The sequence below is a fragment of the Candidatus Neomarinimicrobiota bacterium genome, assembly GCA_012964825.1.
Taxonomy (GTDB): domain Bacteria; phylum Fidelibacterota; class Marinisomatia; order Marinisomatales; family S15-B10; genus UBA2125.
This window is the reverse complement of record DTTI01000028.1, coordinates 97,240-116,183: the sequence shown is the minus strand read 5'-3', so window position 1 is coordinate 116,183 and position 18,944 is coordinate 97,240. Positions and strand designations below refer to the sequence as shown.

The 18,944-nt window shown below is 45.3% G+C and carries 16 protein-coding genes; 15 read left to right on the top strand and 1 reads right to left on the bottom strand.

The genetic code is table 11. The annotated features are described in order from the left end of the window. The first annotated feature begins 125 nt into the window (after window positions 1–125). From EYO21_02465 to EYO21_02435, 7 genes are all read left to right on the top strand, one after another. Window positions 126–440, top strand: coding sequence for a hypothetical protein (locus tag EYO21_02465; GenBank protein ID HIB02675.1), 315 nt, complete (start codon window positions 126–128; stop codon window positions 438–440). 277 nt (window positions 441–717) lie between these two features. Beyond that, on the top strand, window positions 718–1,980 hold the full coding sequence (locus tag EYO21_02460) for a sterol desaturase family protein (GenBank protein ID HIB02674.1): 1,263 nt from the start codon (window positions 718–720) through the stop codon (window positions 1,978–1,980). Between the two features lie 151 nt (window positions 1,981–2,131). Next, on the top strand, window positions 2,132–3,085 hold the full coding sequence (locus tag EYO21_02455; protein HIB02673.1) for an alpha/beta hydrolase: 954 nt from the start codon (window positions 2,132–2,134) through the stop codon (window positions 3,083–3,085). 82 nt (window positions 3,086–3,167) lie between these two features. Beyond that, window positions 3,168–3,992: a DUF4198 domain-containing protein gene (locus tag EYO21_02450; GenBank protein HIB02672.1), complete on the top strand. Its 825-nt coding sequence runs from the start codon at window positions 3,168–3,170 to the stop codon at window positions 3,990–3,992. Between the two features lie 107 nt (window positions 3,993–4,099). Then, entirely contained in the window at window positions 4,100–4,369 is a 270-nt protein-coding gene (locus tag EYO21_02445) for a hypothetical protein (GenBank protein HIB02671.1), read from the top strand. A 91-nt stretch (window positions 4,370–4,460) separates the two neighbouring features. After that, window positions 4,461–5,171: an acylhydrolase gene (locus tag EYO21_02440; GenBank protein ID HIB02670.1), complete on the top strand. Its 711-nt coding sequence runs from the start codon at window positions 4,461–4,463 to the stop codon at window positions 5,169–5,171. A 126-nt stretch (window positions 5,172–5,297) separates the two neighbouring features. After that, window positions 5,298–5,996 (top strand): sulfotransferase family protein, encoded by a 699-nt coding sequence (locus EYO21_02435; GenBank protein ID HIB02669.1) that lies wholly within the window; start codon window positions 5,298–5,300, stop codon window positions 5,994–5,996. Window positions 5,997–6,087: 91 nt separating this feature from the next. On the opposite strand, the gene EYO21_02430 is transcribed toward EYO21_02435, so the two are convergent. Beyond that, window positions 6,088–7,824: an aldehyde dehydrogenase family protein gene (locus EYO21_02430; protein HIB02668.1), complete on the bottom strand. Its 1,737-nt coding sequence runs from the start codon at window positions 7,822–7,824 to the stop codon at window positions 6,088–6,090. A gap of 282 nt (window positions 7,825–8,106) precedes the next feature. Here EYO21_02430 and EYO21_02425 point away from each other — a divergent pair, with 282 nt between their 5' ends. The 8 genes from EYO21_02425 to speB all read left to right on the top strand — a co-directional run bounded on the left by EYO21_02425 (window position 8,107) and on the right by speB (window position 18,934). Further along, on the top strand, window positions 8,107–9,666 hold the full coding sequence (locus tag EYO21_02425) for a M20/M25/M40 family metallo-hydrolase (protein ID HIB02667.1): 1,560 nt from the start codon (window positions 8,107–8,109) through the stop codon (window positions 9,664–9,666). A 174-nt stretch (window positions 9,667–9,840) separates the two neighbouring features. Next, window positions 9,841–11,121 carry an aminotransferase class V-fold PLP-dependent enzyme gene (locus EYO21_02420; protein HIB02666.1) on the top strand — a complete coding sequence of 427 codons (1,281 nt, stop codon included), beginning with the start codon at window positions 9,841–9,843 and terminating at the stop codon, window positions 11,119–11,121. Window positions 11,122–11,131: 10 nt separating this feature from the next. Then, window positions 11,132–12,433 (top strand): hypothetical protein, encoded by a 1,302-nt coding sequence (locus tag EYO21_02415; GenBank protein ID HIB02665.1) that lies wholly within the window; start codon window positions 11,132–11,134, stop codon window positions 12,431–12,433. Between the two features lie 88 nt (window positions 12,434–12,521). Then, window positions 12,522–15,806, top strand: coding sequence for a glycosyl hydrolase (locus EYO21_02410; protein HIB02664.1), 3,285 nt, complete (start codon window positions 12,522–12,524; stop codon window positions 15,804–15,806). 133 nt (window positions 15,807–15,939) lie between these two features. Then, window positions 15,940–16,326 (top strand): hypothetical protein, encoded by a 387-nt coding sequence (locus tag EYO21_02405; protein HIB02663.1) that lies wholly within the window; start codon window positions 15,940–15,942, stop codon window positions 16,324–16,326. A gap of 133 nt (window positions 16,327–16,459) precedes the next feature. Next, complete coding sequence (locus EYO21_02400; protein ID HIB02662.1) at window positions 16,460–17,242, top strand: creatininase family protein; 783 nt, start codon at window positions 16,460–16,462, stop codon at window positions 17,240–17,242. Beyond that, window positions 17,235–17,990, top strand: a complete 756-nt coding sequence (locus EYO21_02395; protein ID HIB02661.1) for a YdcF family protein — start codon at window positions 17,235–17,237, stop codon at window positions 17,988–17,990. The genes EYO21_02400 and EYO21_02395 overlap by 8 nt, the downstream gene beginning before the upstream one ends. Before the next feature lie 23 nt (window positions 17,991–18,013). Continuing rightward, on the top strand, window positions 18,014–18,934 hold the full coding sequence (gene speB / locus EYO21_02390) for an agmatinase (protein ID HIB02660.1): 921 nt from the start codon (window positions 18,014–18,016) through the stop codon (window positions 18,932–18,934). Window positions 18,935–18,944 lie beyond the last annotated feature (10 nt).

Below are 18,944 nucleotides of genomic sequence, written 5' to 3'. Positions count from 1 at the left end.
TGAAATGATTTTGTTTTCTCAAACACTTGCGTAAACTTGGCCGATGACTGGAATAGGGTTGGGATAATAGAAGACGACACATAGTTGATTAATTTTTTGCAGGTTATTTTATTGGAGAGTTCGCTATGTATAACGATAATATTCATCTCGTAAAAAGAGAAACAATAACAAATGGCGAAAAATATGATTTTTTTATATACAATATGCTTTCAATCGAAAAAAAGCTTTCGGAAGGACAATTTGGAAAGGGTGATACTGTAATCAGCCAGGTAAAATATTACAAAGTAGTAGATAAAATAACTGGAGAGAAGCTTGACGTAAAGCTCAGATGTTCAAAAAAAATAGATGATGCTATGGAAGGGGCCGAATCTCGTGAGGCAAAAAAAATATTCAATAAGTGTTTAAAACAATTAGAGGAAGAAGGTTTACTTTGCCGATAGCTAAAACAGGTATACTATAAAAAGCCTTTTAAGTAGAGTGTAAAATGAAAAAGCCCATTACCACTCTTTTCAACCACTTTCCCAATCGCAACCTGGAAAATGACTGGGGTACAGTCAGAATAAAACATTCTCGCAAATTGTTGAGTAATTGTAACACCCGCCCGGCGGGATTATTGTTAATAGACATTTAGAACTGGTAAGTGCAATATTGTTTCATTGGAGTAATTCCTAATTAGGCTAATAATTGTTTAAACAACCTTAAACAAACACGGCGGAAATGCAATTCTACATAAAATCCCTATTCTTTGTGATTCCCACTTTTATAGTGCTTATTCTTTTTGAAGCGATAGCTGCGAAATTCAAAGGAGTAGAAATCAACCGTTCTGCAGATGTAATCTCAAGCCTGAGCTCCGGAATTACAAATACGATCCGTGATGGAGTAAAATTTAGCTTTGCAATCATCAGTTATGCCTGGTTGGTCGATCATATGACTGTCTATAAGCTGGAGCCCGTCTGGCTTGCCGTTGTTATAGCTTTTATGGTTCAAGATTTTTCCGGCTACTGGATGCATCGGCTAAATCATCGCGTAAATATTTTCTGGAACAGACATATAATCCACCACAGCAGCGAAGATTTTAACCTTTCCTGCGCCCTGCGCCAGTCGATTTCAAATACGCTACGCTTTTCGGCAATTTTTATGATACCCGCAGCATTGTTAGGTGTTCCTGCCGCAATTTTCGCAATTCTGGGCCCTTTGCATCTTTTTATGCAGTTCTGGTATCACACACAACTGATCGGTAAACTGGGCTTGTTAGAATATATCCTGGTTACGCCATCTCATCACAGGGTCCACCACGCGATTAATCCTGAGTATATCGACAAAAACTATAGCCAGATCTTAATTATCTGGGATAAGCTGTTTGGAACCTTCCAGCCGGAACTAGATAATGTAAACCCGGTCTATGGTACACTTAAACAGATGAAGACCTGGAATCCTATGATAATTAATTTCAAGCATATGTGGCATCTGATCAAAGATGCTTGGCACACGGAACGGGTCCTTGATAAGCTACGGATCTGGTTTATGCCCACCGGTTGGCGCCCGGCTGATGTAAAAGAAAAATATCCACTTCAGACGATCGCAGATCCAAAAAAACAAATAAAATATAATACGAAAAATTCACCGTTGTTGATTGCCTGGTCATGGACACAGCTTGTGATAACGAACATATTGATGTTCCATTTTTTTTCAATTATTCCAAGTTTCAGTACAACCATGAATTATCTATACGCGGTTATTCTTATTGCCAACATTTTCTCATTCACATCTACATTAGATCAACGCAATTATGCGTTGGCAGCAGAATCTGTGAAGTTGATTTTGGTATTTAGCTTGCTCTATTTTCAAAATTATAACTGGTTTGGTTTAAATGGCGTTTATGTTTATGCACTTATTTTATATTTCATTACATCATTTTTGCTGACGGTATATTTTAAAAATGAAAAAAAAATAAGTTCCCCCCATCCACATCCAGCATAAATTTCATAAATCATTTAGATCATCACGCTAGTCGATTAATTAGAAGACCTCCAATAGGTCTCATAGTTCGATAGGTTTGGGTTTGTAACTTTGCTAGCAGAGTTTTTGGTCTGTAGGAGTATTGATAATTAATGAATTATGTTAGAAGATAATGATAAAATTATTTATTATAATCATTCTGATCTTACAAAATATTGCCTGTCAAGAAAAATCAACGAACCCAAAACAGAAAATTCAAATCCAAGATATATCCATAGCTGAAGTAAATATTGGCAATTTTGTTTTTGATTGCCGGGTGGCGGGTATGTCAAACGATGGCGATGGTGTTATTCTCCTTCATGGTTTCCCTGAAACATCCCACATGTGGATCGATCTAATGAAACTGATTTCAGGTAAGGGACATAAAGTTGTTGCTCCAGATCAGAGAGGTTACAGCTCCAAAGCTCGGCCAAAGCAGATAACTGAATACACCATGAAGAAAATAGTGGCTGATGTGTTTTCCATTGCAGATTCTTTCGAATTTGAGAAGTTCCATTTAGTGGGTCATGATTGGGGTTCATCTATTGGCTGGGGGGTTGTTGCATTAAAGCCGGATCGTGTTCTTAGCTGGACAGCAATGTCAGTCCCCCATATGTTAGCATTTCGTACAGCGTATCAAAACGATAAAGATCAAAGAAAAAAGAGCAGATACTTCGGTTTCTTTAGACTTCCTCTTATACCGGAATTTTATTTTTCATTTAACAACTATCGAAATTTGAAAAAAATCTGGAGAAAGAGTACTGATGATCAAATTGAGGTTTACATGAATGTCTTCAATCAGGAAGGCGCACTGAAAGCTGCATTAAATTGGTACAGGGCTAACATTGGTACAAAGATCACTGATGATAATTTGATCACTTTCGGTGAAGTAAAAACGCCTAGTCAATTAATTTGGGGTAATAAGGATATTGCTCTGGGCAGGACAGGAGCTGAGTTAACTAAAAAATATATGATGGGACCCTATCAATTTGTTGAAATAGATGCTGGTCACTGGTTGATACAAGAAGCCTATGAAGAAGTTTCAGTATCAATATTGGATCTCATCGAGAGAAATACGATAAAATAATCATGTTGAAGAATCTCTTCTCAAAATAACTTTTAATTAATAGCTATAAAAATAACAACCAACCGAAAGTAGAGGATCAATTATGAAGAAGTTTACAGCTTTATGCATCACTCTGTTGCTCGGTGTCTCCCTTCTCACCGCGCACGATATGTTTCTGAAACTGCGATTATATATTGTTGAGCCAAATACAAGTATAACGGTCGCACTCTATAACGGAACGTTTGAGAAAAGTGAAAATATCATTACCAGGGACCGAATGATTGATGTCAGCATGGTAGATCCCAACGGTAAACGAAAGAGTATCGACAAAAAGCAATGGCGAGACGGGTGGTATGAAACTTTACTTGATTTAGAGATGAATAAAACCGGAACCCACGTGGTAGGTGTCTCAACAAAGACAAATACTATTGAACTCTCCGCCGAAGATTTCAATGGTTATCTGACACATGACGGGGTCACGGATGTTTTGGCGGAACGCAAGAAAAGTGGTGAAACTAATCAGCCCGCCCGGGAGCTTTACTCCAAACATGTCAAAACCGTGATTCAGGTAGGTACCAAACGAACCGGGTCATTCAACGCCAATCTCGGCTACCCAATTGAGATCATCCCTTCTCAAAATCCTTACAAACTTCAAAAGGGAGATGAAATGGCGTTCCAGGTTCTCCGAGACGGCAAGCCTGTAGCCAATCAACTTGTCTACGCAAGCCATGGCGATTTCCACGGACATTCCGATGATGGCAGTCATGAAGAAGCAATTACGACAAGAACTGATGCTAAAGGATTTGGAAAGATAGAATTAATTGAAAGTGGCGAGTGGTATATCCGTCTCATCCATATGGTGAAAAGTGACAAGAAAGATTTTGACTACGAATCGAATTGGGCTACTCTTACATTTTATATCCAGTAACTGTTTTTTCAGATGATCAAGTTAATCAAGATAATAATTTCTTTATTGTGAGCGTTATCCCAAAAAGCATAAATGGAAACCTCATCATGTAATGTAGATACAGGATCATGAGTATTCTTTTCAACTTTCGGTTAAAGAAAATAATTGATTGGATCGGGATTACGAATGAAGGTGTGGAAAAAATTGCCAAGCTCAGCTTCCTAATACCCAATGCCTTTGGTGTTTATATCATTGTAAGTCAGGGTTTGCTTCGCGGTGAAAGTTATTACGTCATCTGGATGGTAGTTTTATTGATGCTAATACTTTTGTCCTTCAGTTGGTTCTGCACATTACTAATTGTTGTCAGGACAGGTAAATGGTTATACGAGGTATTTTAGCAGTGAAACAAGTCGTTGTCACACTCCTAAACCAGTTTCTCAATCTCAACCTGGAAACCGACCTGGAAACGGTCGGCATGAAAGAGAGACAATGTTGAGGGAAAAATCCAATAAATTATTTTATGCATTTTTTCTTTTGAGTATTGTGTCCGCTCAAGACACTGTTGTGTCTGCTCAAGATTGGGCCAATTTTAGCCGATACAGAAATGAAAATGCAGAACTCGCGTTAACTCCTTCAAATGGGAATAGAATAGTATTTATGGGTAATTCAATTACTGAAGGGTGGAAGACGATTCACCCCGAATTCTTTTCAGGTAAACCATATATCAATCGCGGTATCAGCGGACAAACAACTCCGCAAATGTTATTAAGGTTCAGAGCCGACGTTATCAATCTAAACCCGGAACTAGTAATTATATTAGCTGGGACCAATGACATAGCTGAGAATACTGGTCCTTCAACCATTGAAATGATAGCCAATAATATTATTTCAATGGCTGAACTATCAATAATTAATGATATAAAGATTATTATTTGTTCGGTCCTACCAGTGTATGATTACACTTGGAAGACCGGACTTAATCCCGTTGAAAAGATCAACGCTTTAAATGAGATCATCAGGAATTATGCTCTAAATAATGAAATCATGTATCTTGATTATTATTCGTTAATGGTAGATGATAAAAAAGGGTTAATAAAGGATTACACTTATGATGGTGTTCATCCAAACAAGAATGGATACAAAATAATGTCCACTCTTGCAGAGGCAGCTATAGCAACTACACTTAGTAAAGAAAATTGATCCTTCTCAACCTAATTCCCAATCTTAAGGAGCCACACTATAGGGTAATTATTTGCAATAATGAAAAAGCCTATAACCACCCTCCTTTGTAACAATATGTAACACACCGCCAGATTCTTAAGTTGTATGAAAGTTATCGGTGCAGGATTCGGCCGCACAGGCACGCTGTCTTTAAAAGTTGCGTTAGAACTCCTCGGTTTCGGCAAATGCTACCACATGAAAAGTGTCATCAAACGGCCAAAACATATCAGGGCGTGGCGCGATGCGGGAAGGGACAAGCCAGTGGATTGGGACTATATATTTAAGAAGTTCAATGCCACTGTGGATTTCCCTGCCAGCCTGTTCTACAACGAACTAAAAACGAGATACCCAGACGCAAAAATTATCCTTACGGTACGGGACACGGATTCGTGGTATCAGAGTACGGTCAGGACTATTTACAGGGTGCCCTCAACTGTTCCGGTATGGCTGCAGCGTATCATTCCTCCTATGGGACAGTTTATTGAAATGACCGATCTGTTGATCTGGGACGGCCTCTTTAAGGGCAGGTTTAGCAACAAAGAATTTGCTAGCAGGGTATATCAAGATCATATTCAAAATGTGAGGCAAACTGTACCTGAAGAAGATCTGCTGATATTTGACGTGAAGGACGGTTGGGGACCGCTGTGTGACTTTTTGGGTGTGGGCATACCGGAAAATAGACCGTTCCCACACTTGAACACCAGTAATAGAATGATTATGACACTGTATTTTGCAAGGTTAATGCCGTATGTATTGGTCATTCTTGCAGTGATTACGGTTGGTTTACTATTTTTTGTCAGATGAATACTCTCCGAAAAGCAGGGAGCGTAGGTTCAAATCCTATCACCCCGGTAATCAAATAAGCCTGTCTGTCTATAAAGAAGGAGTTTTTCTTCTATCCCCGTAGGGCGTAAAAGAACAGCCCCGGTAGATGCATGGGGCCTGGCTTTGCCTGGAAATAAGTAAACCTCTTAGAAACATTGTGTGCCTGTTTGTTTTTTACAAACCAAGGCGGTTTAGGGAACATATGCATTTCACCTGTTATGAGATTGCGAGGAAACGGAGTAAAAGGCGCATAAACTACTGTCTTCTCCGGTTTTTCGAAAAGCCGTGAATTGTGCACAACACCCGTACCACTCTGGATATCTGATCTTACATGACCCGGGAAAGCTCCCCAGGTCGATTCCGCTGTCAGAAATGCCAGAGCGCACCACGCATTTACACCGATGGCACCGTAGCGCAAGTCCCCTATGGCATCTTCGAACTCAGCCCCAAGTTCTTTCATGGTCTTGGGATGGATGATGATACTAGCGCCCAGCGTTCCCCACAGTTTTTCATTACAGAACTGTACTGCATTCTGTAAGAACTCACCTGCATCAGCACCAGGTAGGGCCGTCTGACCCAGCACACCTACGAAGACCTCTTTATTGAAGACATACTGCTCGCGGTCATCCGCATCGAGACCGGTGATCAGCATTCGTGGTACCTGACATTCACCGGGTTCATCAAGTAGTTCGCCGTTGGGATATGCATTTTTCACGGCATCATAACGGTTACCAGCTCCGGTATAGTACGGTTCTCTGGGTGCCATACTCTCAATAGTGCTGCGAACACTGTCCAGCAGGCCCTTACTCCTGTCCCAGGTTCCCGGAAGGACCAGGATCTGACTGGCGATACAGTTAAAACCACCATTGTGCATTTTTTGCGAGGCGATATTCTCCGCCTGAAATTTGATGTCAGCTTCAGACCACGGCCCCGGCACAACAATGACAGGAGAAACACATCCCAGCTCGGCAGTCATGGATTTGTTCGTTATGGGCTCATCCCGTTCTTTCCGGGACTGGCCATCCGGCCCCGGCCCGTAAACAATAGCTTCATAGGTCTTGTCCCCGCCAGTGATGTGTATATGGTCAACATATTCATGACCACATAGATATTTGCCGATATCTGCCCCACCGGTAACGATCTGAACAAAACCGGCTGAGATAAAATCCTGAAAAATCTCAAGAAAGAATTCCTCAAGATAGTCGTTTAGAGGATGAAGTTTCAGTAGACAAACTGACTTGTGGGCAAACAGCCTATCAAGAACGTCCAAGGAAGGTATGCTGGTAACGTTGCCAGCACCCAACACAAGAGACAACTGCCCCTTTGATTCACCATTCTTATAAGCGACGGCCATATTATCGTGAAGGTTTTCCCGAGTAACTTCACTTTGCATCCACACTTCACCCCGGATACCATTCAGAAGCAGCCTGTGATAAATACTGTTTGGGAAAATATTCGCAATAATCTGTCCATCAGACCTTTCTCGGACCTTACCAATAGGAGGGGGTTTCCCTTGGCTCAGTGCCCGCAGCGTACCAAGAATACTGTCAACTCCATAAATGAATGCCCATGGTCCTGAGGACCACTCTTCACCCACGAGCGGTGAATCTGTGGGAATCGACTTTGCTTTTGCGGCAGCAAAGACCCAATCCTCTGCTATTGCTGCTGTTTTGCTAACCAGGCCCTCATAATAGGGAATCCTTTCCTCCATGGGCATCAGGGCCCATTCATCCTTGTGAGCCTTCAGGATATCAATAGCCTGATCTAAGTGTGTCGTGCCTACCATAAAAAGTTCAAGTTTCGACAAAGTTAGGTAATCTTATGGAATAACTTGAAGAAATTGCCATTAGCTGAACTACCACCTACTACATGACAAGTACTTTTGCCCTGACCACTCAAGAAACCACTGTATAATGAGGGATTTATTGTATTTTCCTCTCAGGACTTGTCACTCCGCTTCAATTATATGTAGGTTTGACAAGCACTGATGCAGAAAACGGATATACGCCCTTTTAAACAAACCTTTTAATATCAACATTATGTTTTTCAACCTAATTTGCCAATTTCAACCAGAAACGGGGATTTTTCCGTGAAGAAATACCTTCACACTATGTTTACAATTTTATTGTTACTGCTCCTGCTTGCTGAGTCACATGTCAACGGACAGAATATTGATCAACAGTACCCAGTAGATTGGGAAATGGTTGCCAAGATCCGGGAGGAAGGATTTCACCGTTCAGAGCTCCCCAACACCCTATCCTATATGACCGATGTTCTAGGCGCCCGCCTCACCAATTCACAGGACATGCGCCGGGCTCAGGCATGGGCCATGGAGGAAATGAAGCGTATTGGTCTGGAAAACAGGAAGATAGAACCGTTTATGGATTACGGCGTCAGCTGGGACAACACCTATTTTTCATTACATCTTTTGGAACCGGATTACCAGGTCATGGTCGGGTACCCCATTGCCCATACGCCGGGTATCACCGGCCGGAAAAAACTTGATGTCGTTATTGCGGATATAAAGACAAAAGCTGACCAAGAGAAGTTCAAAAACAAGCTTAAGGGAAAGGCGGTCCTGGCAACACCACCGCCAATCATTGATCTGACCCGCTACAGTGAAGGTGTCCAGCGGTGGAGTGATGAGGAGTTGCGGGAAAAGGCCGAAAAACCCATACCGCCTGGTCCCCGTAAACCTCGCCCCCCTGCCAATCCCGACCTGATTACAAATGTAGAACGGAACACTTTCTTTAAAGAAGAAGGTGCCGTGGTGATCCTTGAATCCCGTAGTGGCTGGCCCGGCGCCGTTCGCGGTTTTGCCCGACCCGGAGCCAAGATCGATAAATGGGCGCGAGAAGAAACACTGGCTCACCTGCCCATTGTCGCCGTTAACCCTGAACACTACAACCGTATGTACCGGATCCTTGAAAGAGACATCCCTGTAAAAATTAAAATAGAAATCGAAACCACGGTGGGTAAGAAAGTTCAAAAAGCCAGCAATGTTCTGGGTGAAATACCGGGGTCAGTCAAAAAGAATGAGGTAGTGATGCTGGGAGCCCATTTCGATACCTGGCACGCCAGCCCCAACGCCAGCGACAACACCTCCGGTGTGGCAGTTATGCTGGAGGCTGTCCGTATCCTGAAAGCAGTGGGCGCCAAGCCCAGGAAAACTATTCGAATTGCCCTCTGGTCAGGTGAAGAACAGGGAATCCACGGCTCCAGGGAATATGTCTACAAGCATTTCGGCAATCCTGATGACCCTGAGATCGGTTTGAAACCGGGCTATAAGAAATTTTCAGCCTATTTCAATCAAGACTATGGCCCAGGACAATACAGAGGTATTCATCTCCAGGAAAATGAACATGTTCGGCAAATCTTTACATCCTGGATGGAACCTTTTAAGGACCTTGGAATGACAACTATCTCATCTCAAAGTGTAGGGAGTACAGATCATGTATCTTTTGACCGGGTTGGCCTTCCGGCATTCCAGTTTTTGCAGGACCGTGTCGGCGGCACAGGAGGCCACACCAACATGGATTACTATGATACACTGCCCATTGATGACCTGAAAAAAAATGCTGTCATCATGGCTTCCTTTGTTTACCACGCGGCCAAGCTGAATGAAAAGTTGCCCCGGAAAAGGAATTGACACAGTGATTCTGACGTTGATTTTCACTCTATTCTGATCTCCAGGTTAATTGAGTTACTAACTCTTCAAACCGTTTCCTACTTAACTGACTCAGGTTGGTTTTACCGCCTTCGGTTGCTAGTTTCCCCGTTCGTGGGGTAGCTCAGGTTATTTAACTCAACAGTGGAGGTTTCTATGACGACACATTCCATGAGCCGTCGTGAGTTTGCCCGTCTTTTTGCAATGGGAGGTTCTGCCGCAATCCTGAGCCACCAGACATTGCTCGGTTCAAAGCCGGTAAGAATGACTGACCCAATTACGTCTGCCGGTACAGTGGACTGGAAAACTATAAGATCTCAGTTCCTCATGCCGCCTGAACTCACAGTGCTAAATGCTGCTAATCTCTGCCCGTCCCCTGCGCCGGTTCTTGAGACCGTTTACAATTACACGAAGCGCCTCGATAGTAAACCGGTACCGAGCTACCGGGCAGAGATGAGAGAGGTTAAGGAGAAGACACGTCAACAGTTGGCCAAATATCTGAGAGTAACCCCGGAAGAGATTCTAATCACACGAAACACTAGCGAGTCCAACAACTGGGTCTCCAACGGTCTCGATCTGAGAGCCGGTGATGAAGTAGTAATCTTTTCGGATAATCATCCTAGCAACAATGAGGCGTGGAAAGAGAGAGGTAAGCGATTCGGCTTCACTGTTAATGAAGTTTCTCCTCTGAATCCCCACCCCGGTTTTGACTACTACTTGGAAGCGTTTAAAAAGGCCTTGACTCCTCGCACCCGCGTCCTCTCTTTCACGCACCTGAGCAACACAGTGGGAGATCTCTTCCCCGCCAAGGAGCTTTGCGGTATGGCAAGAAAGAGGGGGATAATCACGCTGATAGACGGTGCTCAAAGCCTAGGTCTGCTGGATGTTGATCTTTCCGAGATTCAGCCCGACTTTTACTCCGGCAGCGCTCACAAGTGGCCATGCGGTCCCAAGGAGACCGGCGTTCTGTTTGTAAACAAATCTATCCAGGAGAGGTTTTGGCCTTCCATTTACAGCGCCTACAAGGGTCGTGAGGGGTTGGCCCAGACACACGAAGGACTAGGCCAGCGTGATACTCCCGCCATTCACGCCTTTGGGCAACAAATTAAGTTTCTCCGGAAAATCGGTCAGGAGAAGATCGAAGAAAGGAGCGGGGATATCGCAACCGAAATCATTGAAGAGCTTCAAAAGATAAAAGGTGTATACATCTTTACCTCGAATGAACGCGCCCTCCGTTCGGCGGTGGTCACTTTCCGCCCCGCTAACCTCGAGCCGGCGAAAGTGGTGAAAGCCCTCGAAGAGGACGGCATTGTCGCTGCTAACCTGGGAGGTGAGAATTGGGCGGGGGTTCGCTTTTCCCCCCACTTCTATAACTCAAATAGCGATGTGGAAAGGGCAGTAGGCGCCATAAGGCGCTACTTGCGAAAAGGGCTATAGGACTCAAATTGTGAGATCAAAACTTCTTCTGATCTCAATTGTGTATCTCTCCGCAGTTTCAGGACAGCCTGCGAGTGAGGTTTACTTATTCGATCTCAAAGAGGTCAATAACCACTTTTCAGTCTCTAACCCCGTTAATATCTCCAGCAATCGGGGATATGATAACCAGCCTTCATTCATGACAAATGGCCGGGAAGTTCTCTTCACCTCCACCCGCAACGGCCAAACCGATATTGTTCGGTATAACATGAGAATCAACAGGAAAACCTGGCTCACTGAAACAGAAGGAAGTGAATACTCCCCTATTCAAATTGGGAGTACACAAACATTCTCTGCCATTCTTCTGGAGAAAGACGGGACTCAGCTGCTCTACAAATACAACATGAGGAGCGGCGAAGGGGAAGTTCTCGTTCCCGATCTCAAGATCGGCTATCACAGCTGGGTTGACAAAAACCGTCTCATATCTTTCGTACTGGGCGACCCTCCTACCCTTCAGTCCTCTGATCTAAAACGGGGAACGAATACGGTACTGGACAATACCATCGGGCGGTCTCTCCATGCTGTTCCCGGAAGAGAAGTGATGAGTTATGTGAGTAAGAAGGAGAAACAGTGGACAATTAATTCATTCCACCCTGAAACGGGAAAGATCGGTTATATCGGCATGACCCATAAGGAGTCGGATGATTATGCCTGGACTCCTTCCGGAAAGCTCCTCACCGGGGAAGGCGCCAGACTCTACAAACTTGATCCCGAAAAGGAGCAACACTGGACGGAAATAGCCGACCTGAGCGATTTCGGTCTCACCGGCATCACCCGCCTTGCTGTGAGCCCCAGAGGTGATAAGATTGCTGTGGTTGTTGTCGAGGAAGTGTGCAGACCTTCAGTTGTCTATCTTATTCGCCACGCTGAAAAGATGATTATCCCAGGGGAAGATGACCCTGATCTAACATCTGAAGGTTTCGAACGCGCTGAGGCACTCGCTCTTGCCATGAGCACTATTGAGGCAGGCGCTGTCTATTCAAGCCAGTATAAAAGGACACAGCAAACTGTAGCCCCGCTGACAAAAGCGTGGTCCGTGGAGGCAGTCGTAATATCGGCGGATGATCCTGAGAAACAAATAGACGTTCTGTTCAAGAATAATTGTGATCAGAATGTGGTCATTGCCGGACACTCTAACACTTTACCTGGCCTCATTGAGTTGCTGGTTATTCCTGAGAAAATCACAATTGAAGATGATCAGTACGGAGACCTTTATGTTGTACGCTGGAAGGACGGAATACCGACCCTGACAGTTGACCATGTAGGCAACTAGATGGATGTACCTGCAACATAGAAAATCGCACATGGAGAAAATTTTGTAGATTCCATAAGTTCAAAAAATCAGAAGTGGGGATGAAATCATGAAAAATCATAAATCACCGTTCATTATTCTTTTAGCTACAGCTCTATTGAGCACCTCCCTCACGGCGCAGAGCAAGTCTGTTTGGACCGATGAAAATTTTTCAGGGCTTAAGCTGAGGAGTATCGGTCCGGCACTCATGGCGGGTAGAATTGCCGATATCGCTATCCATCCCCATGATGACAATATTTGGTATGTAGCCGTAGGATCAGGGAACGTTTGGAAAACAGTGAATGCAGGCGTCACCTGGACACCCATTTTTGATGACCAAGGCTCTTACTCCACGGGTACAGTTACCATCGATCCCAACAACCCGGAAACAGTCTGGCTGGGAACAGGTGAAAATGTGGGTGGCAGGCATATGGGTTACGGAGACGGCATATACCGTAGTGATGACGGCGGACAAAGCTGGACCAACATGGGGCTCAAGGAGTCCGAACATATATCCAGGATCATCGTTCATCCCAACAATGCCAACATCATCTGGGTAGCGGCCCAGGGACCCCTCTGGTCTAAAGGGGGTGAGCGGGGTGTATTCAAATCCATAGATGGTGGTAATAAATGGAAGCAAGTCCTGGGTGACAAGGAATGGGTAGGTGCTACGGAGATGGTTATTGATCCTCGGGATCCTGAAAGACTTTATGCCGCCACCTGGCAGAGACACAGAACCATCGCTGCCTACATGGGTGGTGGTCCCGGCACAGCACTGTACAAAAGTAATGACGGTGGGGAAAGTTGGGAGAAAATGACCAAAGGTCTGCCCACAACCAACATGGCAAAGATCGGACTCGCCATCTCTTCCCAAAGTCCAGACGTTCTTTACGCAGCCATTGAGCTGGACCGGAGGAAAGGAGCTATGTACCGTTCCACAGATCGGGGGGTCACTTGGGAGAAAAGGTCGACCACAGTCTCAGGTGCCACGGGCCCTCACTATTACCAGGAGCTCTACGCCTCACCTCACAAGTTTGACAGGCTTTATCTCGTGGATAGCCGCATGCAGGTCTCCGAAGACGGTGGTAAAACCTTCAGACGGATGAAAGAACAGAACAAGCACGGTGACAACCACGCTATCGCTTTCCGTCCAGATGATCCCGATTACCTTCTGGTGGGAACTGACGGCGGTCTGTATGAAAGTTTTGATCTAGAAGAAAACTGGCGATTCATGGAGAATATGCCTATTACACAGTTCTACAAGGTGGCGGTAGATGACGCCGAACCGTTCTATAATATCTATGGAGGCACGCAGGACAACAGCACCCAGGGCGGTCCGTCAAGAACAGACAATGCACAGGGCATTCAAAATTCTGACTGGAGGGTGGTATTGGACTGGGACGGTCACCAGCCTGCTACTGAGCCCGGTAATCCTGACATCATGTACGGACAGCGTCAGGAGGGAACGTTGTCCAGAATCGACCTAACCACCGGTGAAGTGGTGGACATTGTTCCCCAACCTGGTGTTGATGAAGACTATGAACGCTTCAACTGGGATGCGCCCATTTTTGTCAGTCCCCACTCCCCCACCCGGCTTTATTTTGGCTCACATCGGCTTTGGCGATCTGATAATAGAGGTGATAGCTGGAAAGCTGTGTCAGGTGATCTCACGCGTAACGAAGAACGTTTTTCTCTCCCAATTATGGGAAGATTACAAAGCTGGGACAATGCATGGGACGTGGGAGCCATGTCCACCTACAACACCATAACTTCCATTGCTGAATCCCCCCAAAAGGAAGGGTTGATTTATATCGGTACCGATGACGGTCTAGTCCAAATGACCGAAGACGGTGGTAAAAACTGGAAGGAAATTGAAGTGGGCACACTACCCGGTGTCCCCGCCACAGCTTATGTAAATGACATCAAAGCGGATCTCTTCGATGCCAACACCGCTTACATAGCCTTGGACAACCACAAATACGGTGATTATCAACCCTATCTCTATAAAACTACCAACGGAGGCAAGAGCTGGCGTTCCATAAAGGGAAACATTCCAGACAGGACACTGGTATGGCGCATTGTTCAGGATCATGTCAAACCTGAATTGCTATTTTCTGCCACAGAATTCGGCATCTACTTTTCTGTCGATGGAGGTGAAGTGTGGACGAAACTGACAGGTGGTGTCCCGGTTATATCGTTCCGTGATCTGGCCATTCAGCGCAGAGAGAACGATCTTGTGGGTGCTTCTTTTGGTCGGAGTTTTTATGTGTTTGACGATTACACAGTTCTTCGGGGGGTCTCTGAAAAACAGATGCAGGAGGAAGCAACACTTTTCCCGGTCCGGAAGACGTGGTGGTACATCCCCAGGTCACATCTCGGCTTTTACGGCCAAAAAGGTGATCAGGGTGCCGACCACTTCGTTTCACCCAACCCACCGCATGGTGCTGTCTTCACTTACTACCTGAAAGATGATTACAAAACATTGAAAGATATCCGGCTGAAAAAAGAAGAGTCATTAAATGAAAAAAATCGAGATGTTCCGTTCCCTGGTTGGGACGCCCTTGAGGCTGAACGGCGGCAGGAAGAACCTAAAATCTGGATCTCTGTGGAAGATCGCGGTGGCAACGTAGTCAGGCGAGTACCTGGGATTGCTAAGAAGGGATTTCATAGAGTGGCCTGGGATTTAAGATACCCGGCCCCGGATGCCATCGAATTGGAAGCCAGCGGCGAAGAACCCTTGTTTGATGAACCGTCCGGAGGCTTCCTGGCACCGCCCGGAACTTACACAGCCACCCTGTACAAACAGATGGACGGTAAAGTAGAAAAACTGTCGGAAACAGCGCAGTTTGAAGTAGTTCGTCTCAGAAAAGGGGCACTGTCTGGTGCCAGACCCGCAGATGTGGCTAAATTTTGGCGAAAGTATGAAGATGCAGCCCGCTCTGCCAGTGCGCTTAACTTGGCTTTCAATAACGCTATGACTAAAGTAAAAGGAATGAAGTTGGCATTGGCAAACTCCACTGCCGATGCCGGAGATCTTGACAAGCGTCTCCACGATCTCCGTATGGAAATTCTGGAGCTGGAAGGCAAAGTATCCGGAAACCAGTCTAAAAATGAGCCCGGTGAAAAAACAAAACCGACCATCACCGATCGCCTCTTCTCCGTATCTCGTGGCGTAGGCCAGTCCAGTTATGGTCCTACGGAAACCAACAGAATGAGCTTGGAGATCGCTATGGATCAGTTGACAGAAGCCAGGAGAGACCTGGAATCAGCACGGGAGAAAATGTCCGAACTGGCGCAGGACTTGCTTGAAGCCGGTGCACCTTGGATAGAAGGGGAACCTCTTCCTCGGCGTTAAAACCAGTTCGCAAGAGTTCTGGCGATTCTTTAGCATAGTCAGTGCTTGTAAGCTATGCTTCGTCTGATAGTTTGTATTTTTATACATTCCCTCAGTTATTGATACCATGTTATCGGTAAAAGTATTTATAATAGTGGCTGTTGGTCTGATATTCTTGTCCTGTGATCTCGCAAACCAGGAGAATGAAGAATCAAACGGTTCTATTCTCGGAACTTGGGAACAGACTGAAAAAAAGACTTCCGTCTCATCCGGCTGGGTACCGGTGGGGAGCAGCTCATTTTACATCGTCACCTTTGAATCGAACGGGACGCATACCATTCAGCAGGGAAACTTCATCAACAGGTACGACTGCACCGGTACGTGGATTGCCAGCGGAAACGCCCTGACTATGACCAACGACTGCGGACGCGGGGAGAGTAAAGAAAACTTACACTACAGTATTGCTGACACTACTATGACATGGGTATATGATTTTTCAGAAGTTGGGAAAAAGTTTAAGTTGGATTCCAGTCAGCTCTGATTGATAAATATGGCTGCCTACTTACTTTTTTTCTTTCTCGGATTCCTTGCCGGTGGTCTCTTTGTATTTGTTTACAGCCTCAAGACCATCAACCAGATCCACAAAGATTATCGAGATGGGAAATATGAACGTGATGAGGAATCGGGAGAGATTGAAAAAGAGGAACGGTGAAGTCTTCCTGGAACGGATGCGGTCGCCTGAAATTGACGCTGCCATTGAATCAGGCACAACCACTGTTATTGTTCCGTGTGGTGCAGTGGAACAACATGGTCCCCACCTCCCTCTTTTTATGGATTCCGAACATGGAACTTATCTGGGAGCCGAAGTGGCTAAACGCCTTGGCAATACCCTTGTGGCACCCACCATCCGGGTAGGATGTTCAGAACATCATATGAGTTTTCCGGGGACGATCTCTCTTCAGGAAGACACTTTCCACGCCGTTTGCCGTGACTATTGTGCAAGCCTCTCCCACCACGGCTTCACCAAGATATGCATGCTTCCCTCTCACGGCGGCAACTTTAAACCACTGGATAAAATCTTGGATAAATTGAACGGTGCTGTGGAAGAAGGGTGCAAAGTGGTAGCATACACCGACCTGATTGAGCTGGTTAAAACATGGAAAAAAGTCGTCGATGAGGAAAATGGTTTGGGTCATCGCGTGGGAGGTCATGCCGACATTGCCGAAAGTTCACTCATGCTTCTCATGCATCCGGATCTGGTAAGAAAAGAAAAAGCGGAAAAAGGATTTTCAGCTGAACTGGATGAAGCAGTTATCCAAAAGATCATAGATGACGGTTTCCAAGCGGTGACACCCAACGGTATTCTGGGAGACGCCCGAGGTATGTCCAAAGAGATTGGTGAAAAGTGTTTAACTGCTTTGGCAGACGTCGTCGCTGACTACTTCAGGGATGCCTAAACGGGAAGGGTCAGCTGTGATCTACCATTATCTTTCAAAGATCCTTGTCTGGGGTCTCTACCCGCTAACACTGGGGATGGGATGTCTTCTACTGGCATACTGGTTTGAGCATAAACGGGACAGGCGTCTGTTCAGACGATTTTTCTTTGTCGGCTTTGCAGTACTATATCTTTTCAGTATTACACCGGTACAGAGACTTCTTGTCCGCCCGCTTCGGGTAGCTTCTTCTAAAATAATGTCAGAGATTAAAGCTGATGCCATTATTATTCTTGGCGGTGAACCGGCACGATCGCTGACAGGAATTCGACTCTTCAAACAAGGAGTTGCCCCAGTAATCGTCTCCGCTGGTGGAAGTGGAGAACTTCTTCAGGAGGAACAGAAAGAATCTCACAGGATGACCGATTTCCTGGTGGAATTCGGCGTTCCGAAAGATCGTATCATTTCAGAATCAAAATCAAAGAACACCCGGGAGAACGCCCTTTATACTAAGGACATGATGGACAGTCTGAATATTCATACCATCGCACTAGTCACTTCATCGATACACATGCGGCGCTCAGTAGGCGTATTCTCAAAACTAGGTTATGATGTAATCCCTGTAGGAGCAAGACTCTTTCGGATGCCCAAAAAAAGAGAACGTTTTGACCCCTTCACTCTGGTCCCCAATGTAGGAAACCTTTCCCTTTCCACTCAGGTCATCTATGAGTATTTTGCTTTAATTCTTTACAAAGTTCTCAACTGGGTGTGACGGGCAAGACTGATCAATCATCAATGATGGCACCGCGTTTTCGCGATGTAGCTACCTTTATGCGAGTGCCATATGTGGAAGATTTTTCTTCCATTGACATTGCGTTTGTTGGTGTCCCCTTTGACGGCGCTGTAACCAACCGACCCGGCGCCAGGCACGGTCCGAGACAGGTGCGAGACATGTCCAGTATGATGCGTACCACCCACCACGTCACTAAGATCAACCCCTACGATCTTTGCAGAATCGGTGACGTGGGTGACGTTCCTCTCACCAACATTTATGATCTAACTGAGGTTAACAGACAGATCGCCTCATTCTATAAAGAGTTGGTAAAAAATAATCTTATCCCACTTTCCATTGGTGGGGATCATTCTATTACCTACCCTATCTTTCAGGCAGTGGCTCAAGACGGACCCATCGGTATGGTGCACATCGACGCTCATACTGATACCTGGGACCAATGGATGGGATCAAAACTGAATCACGGGGCACCGTTCCGCCGTGCTGTGGAAGATGGATTGTTGGACCCGAAAAGGACCATTCAGGTCGGTATCCGGGGAGCTCAGAACTCTGACGAAGGGTGGAAATTCTCCCAAGACTCAGGTATGAGAGTTATCTTTATTGAGGAGTTCAGAGAGCTTGGTGTTAAGGGTGTTTTAAATGAGATTGAATCTGTTATTGGAGAGGAGAAAAGTTATCTTTCCTTCGATATAGATTCTATTGACCCCGTCTATGCCCCCGGCACAGGGACGCCGGAGATCGGAGGACTAACACCGTACGAAGGTCAACAGATAATCCGTGGATTGAGACACAAAAATCTAGTAGGAGCTGATGTGGTGGAGGTGAGCCCTCCCTTTGATCAGTCAGGAAACACAGCATTGGTAGCGGCCACACTTGTTTATGAAATCCTCTGTATTCTGTCTGAGAACGTGAGTGATAATTGAACCGTACGGC

Excerpts from the sequence above, each read along its gene's own strand:
- EYO21_02395 (HIB02661.1), top strand. The coding sequence starts at position 17,235 with ATGCCTAAACGGGAAGGGTCAGCTGTGATCTACCATTATCTTTCAAAG.
- EYO21_02420 (HIB02666.1), top strand. The coding sequence starts at position 9,841 with ATGACGACACATTCCATGAGCCGTCGTGAGTTTGCCCGTCTTTTTGCA.
- EYO21_02460 (HIB02674.1), top strand. The coding sequence starts at position 718 with ATGCAATTCTACATAAAATCCCTATTCTTTGTGATTCCCACTTTTATA.
- EYO21_02435 (HIB02669.1), top strand. The coding sequence starts at position 5,298 with ATGAAAGTTATCGGTGCAGGATTCGGCCGCACAGGCACGCTGTCTTTA.
- EYO21_02440 (HIB02670.1), top strand. The coding sequence starts at position 4,461 with ATGTTGAGGGAAAAATCCAATAAATTATTTTATGCATTTTTTCTTTTG.
- EYO21_02410 (HIB02664.1), top strand. The coding sequence starts at position 12,522 with ATGAAAAATCATAAATCACCGTTCATTATTCTTTTAGCTACAGCTCTA.
- EYO21_02465 (HIB02675.1), top strand. The coding sequence starts at position 126 with ATGTATAACGATAATATTCATCTCGTAAAAAGAGAAACAATAACAAAT.
- EYO21_02400 (HIB02662.1), top strand. The coding sequence starts at position 16,460 with ATGAGGAATCGGGAGAGATTGAAAAAGAGGAACGGTGAAGTCTTCCTG.
- speB (HIB02660.1), top strand. The coding sequence starts at position 18,014 with ATGATGGCACCGCGTTTTCGCGATGTAGCTACCTTTATGCGAGTGCCA.
- EYO21_02450 (HIB02672.1), top strand. The coding sequence starts at position 3,168 with ATGAAGAAGTTTACAGCTTTATGCATCACTCTGTTGCTCGGTGTCTCC.
- EYO21_02445 (HIB02671.1), top strand. The coding sequence starts at position 4,100 with ATGAGTATTCTTTTCAACTTTCGGTTAAAGAAAATAATTGATTGGATC.
- EYO21_02455 (HIB02673.1), top strand. The coding sequence starts at position 2,132 with ATGATAAAATTATTTATTATAATCATTCTGATCTTACAAAATATTGCC.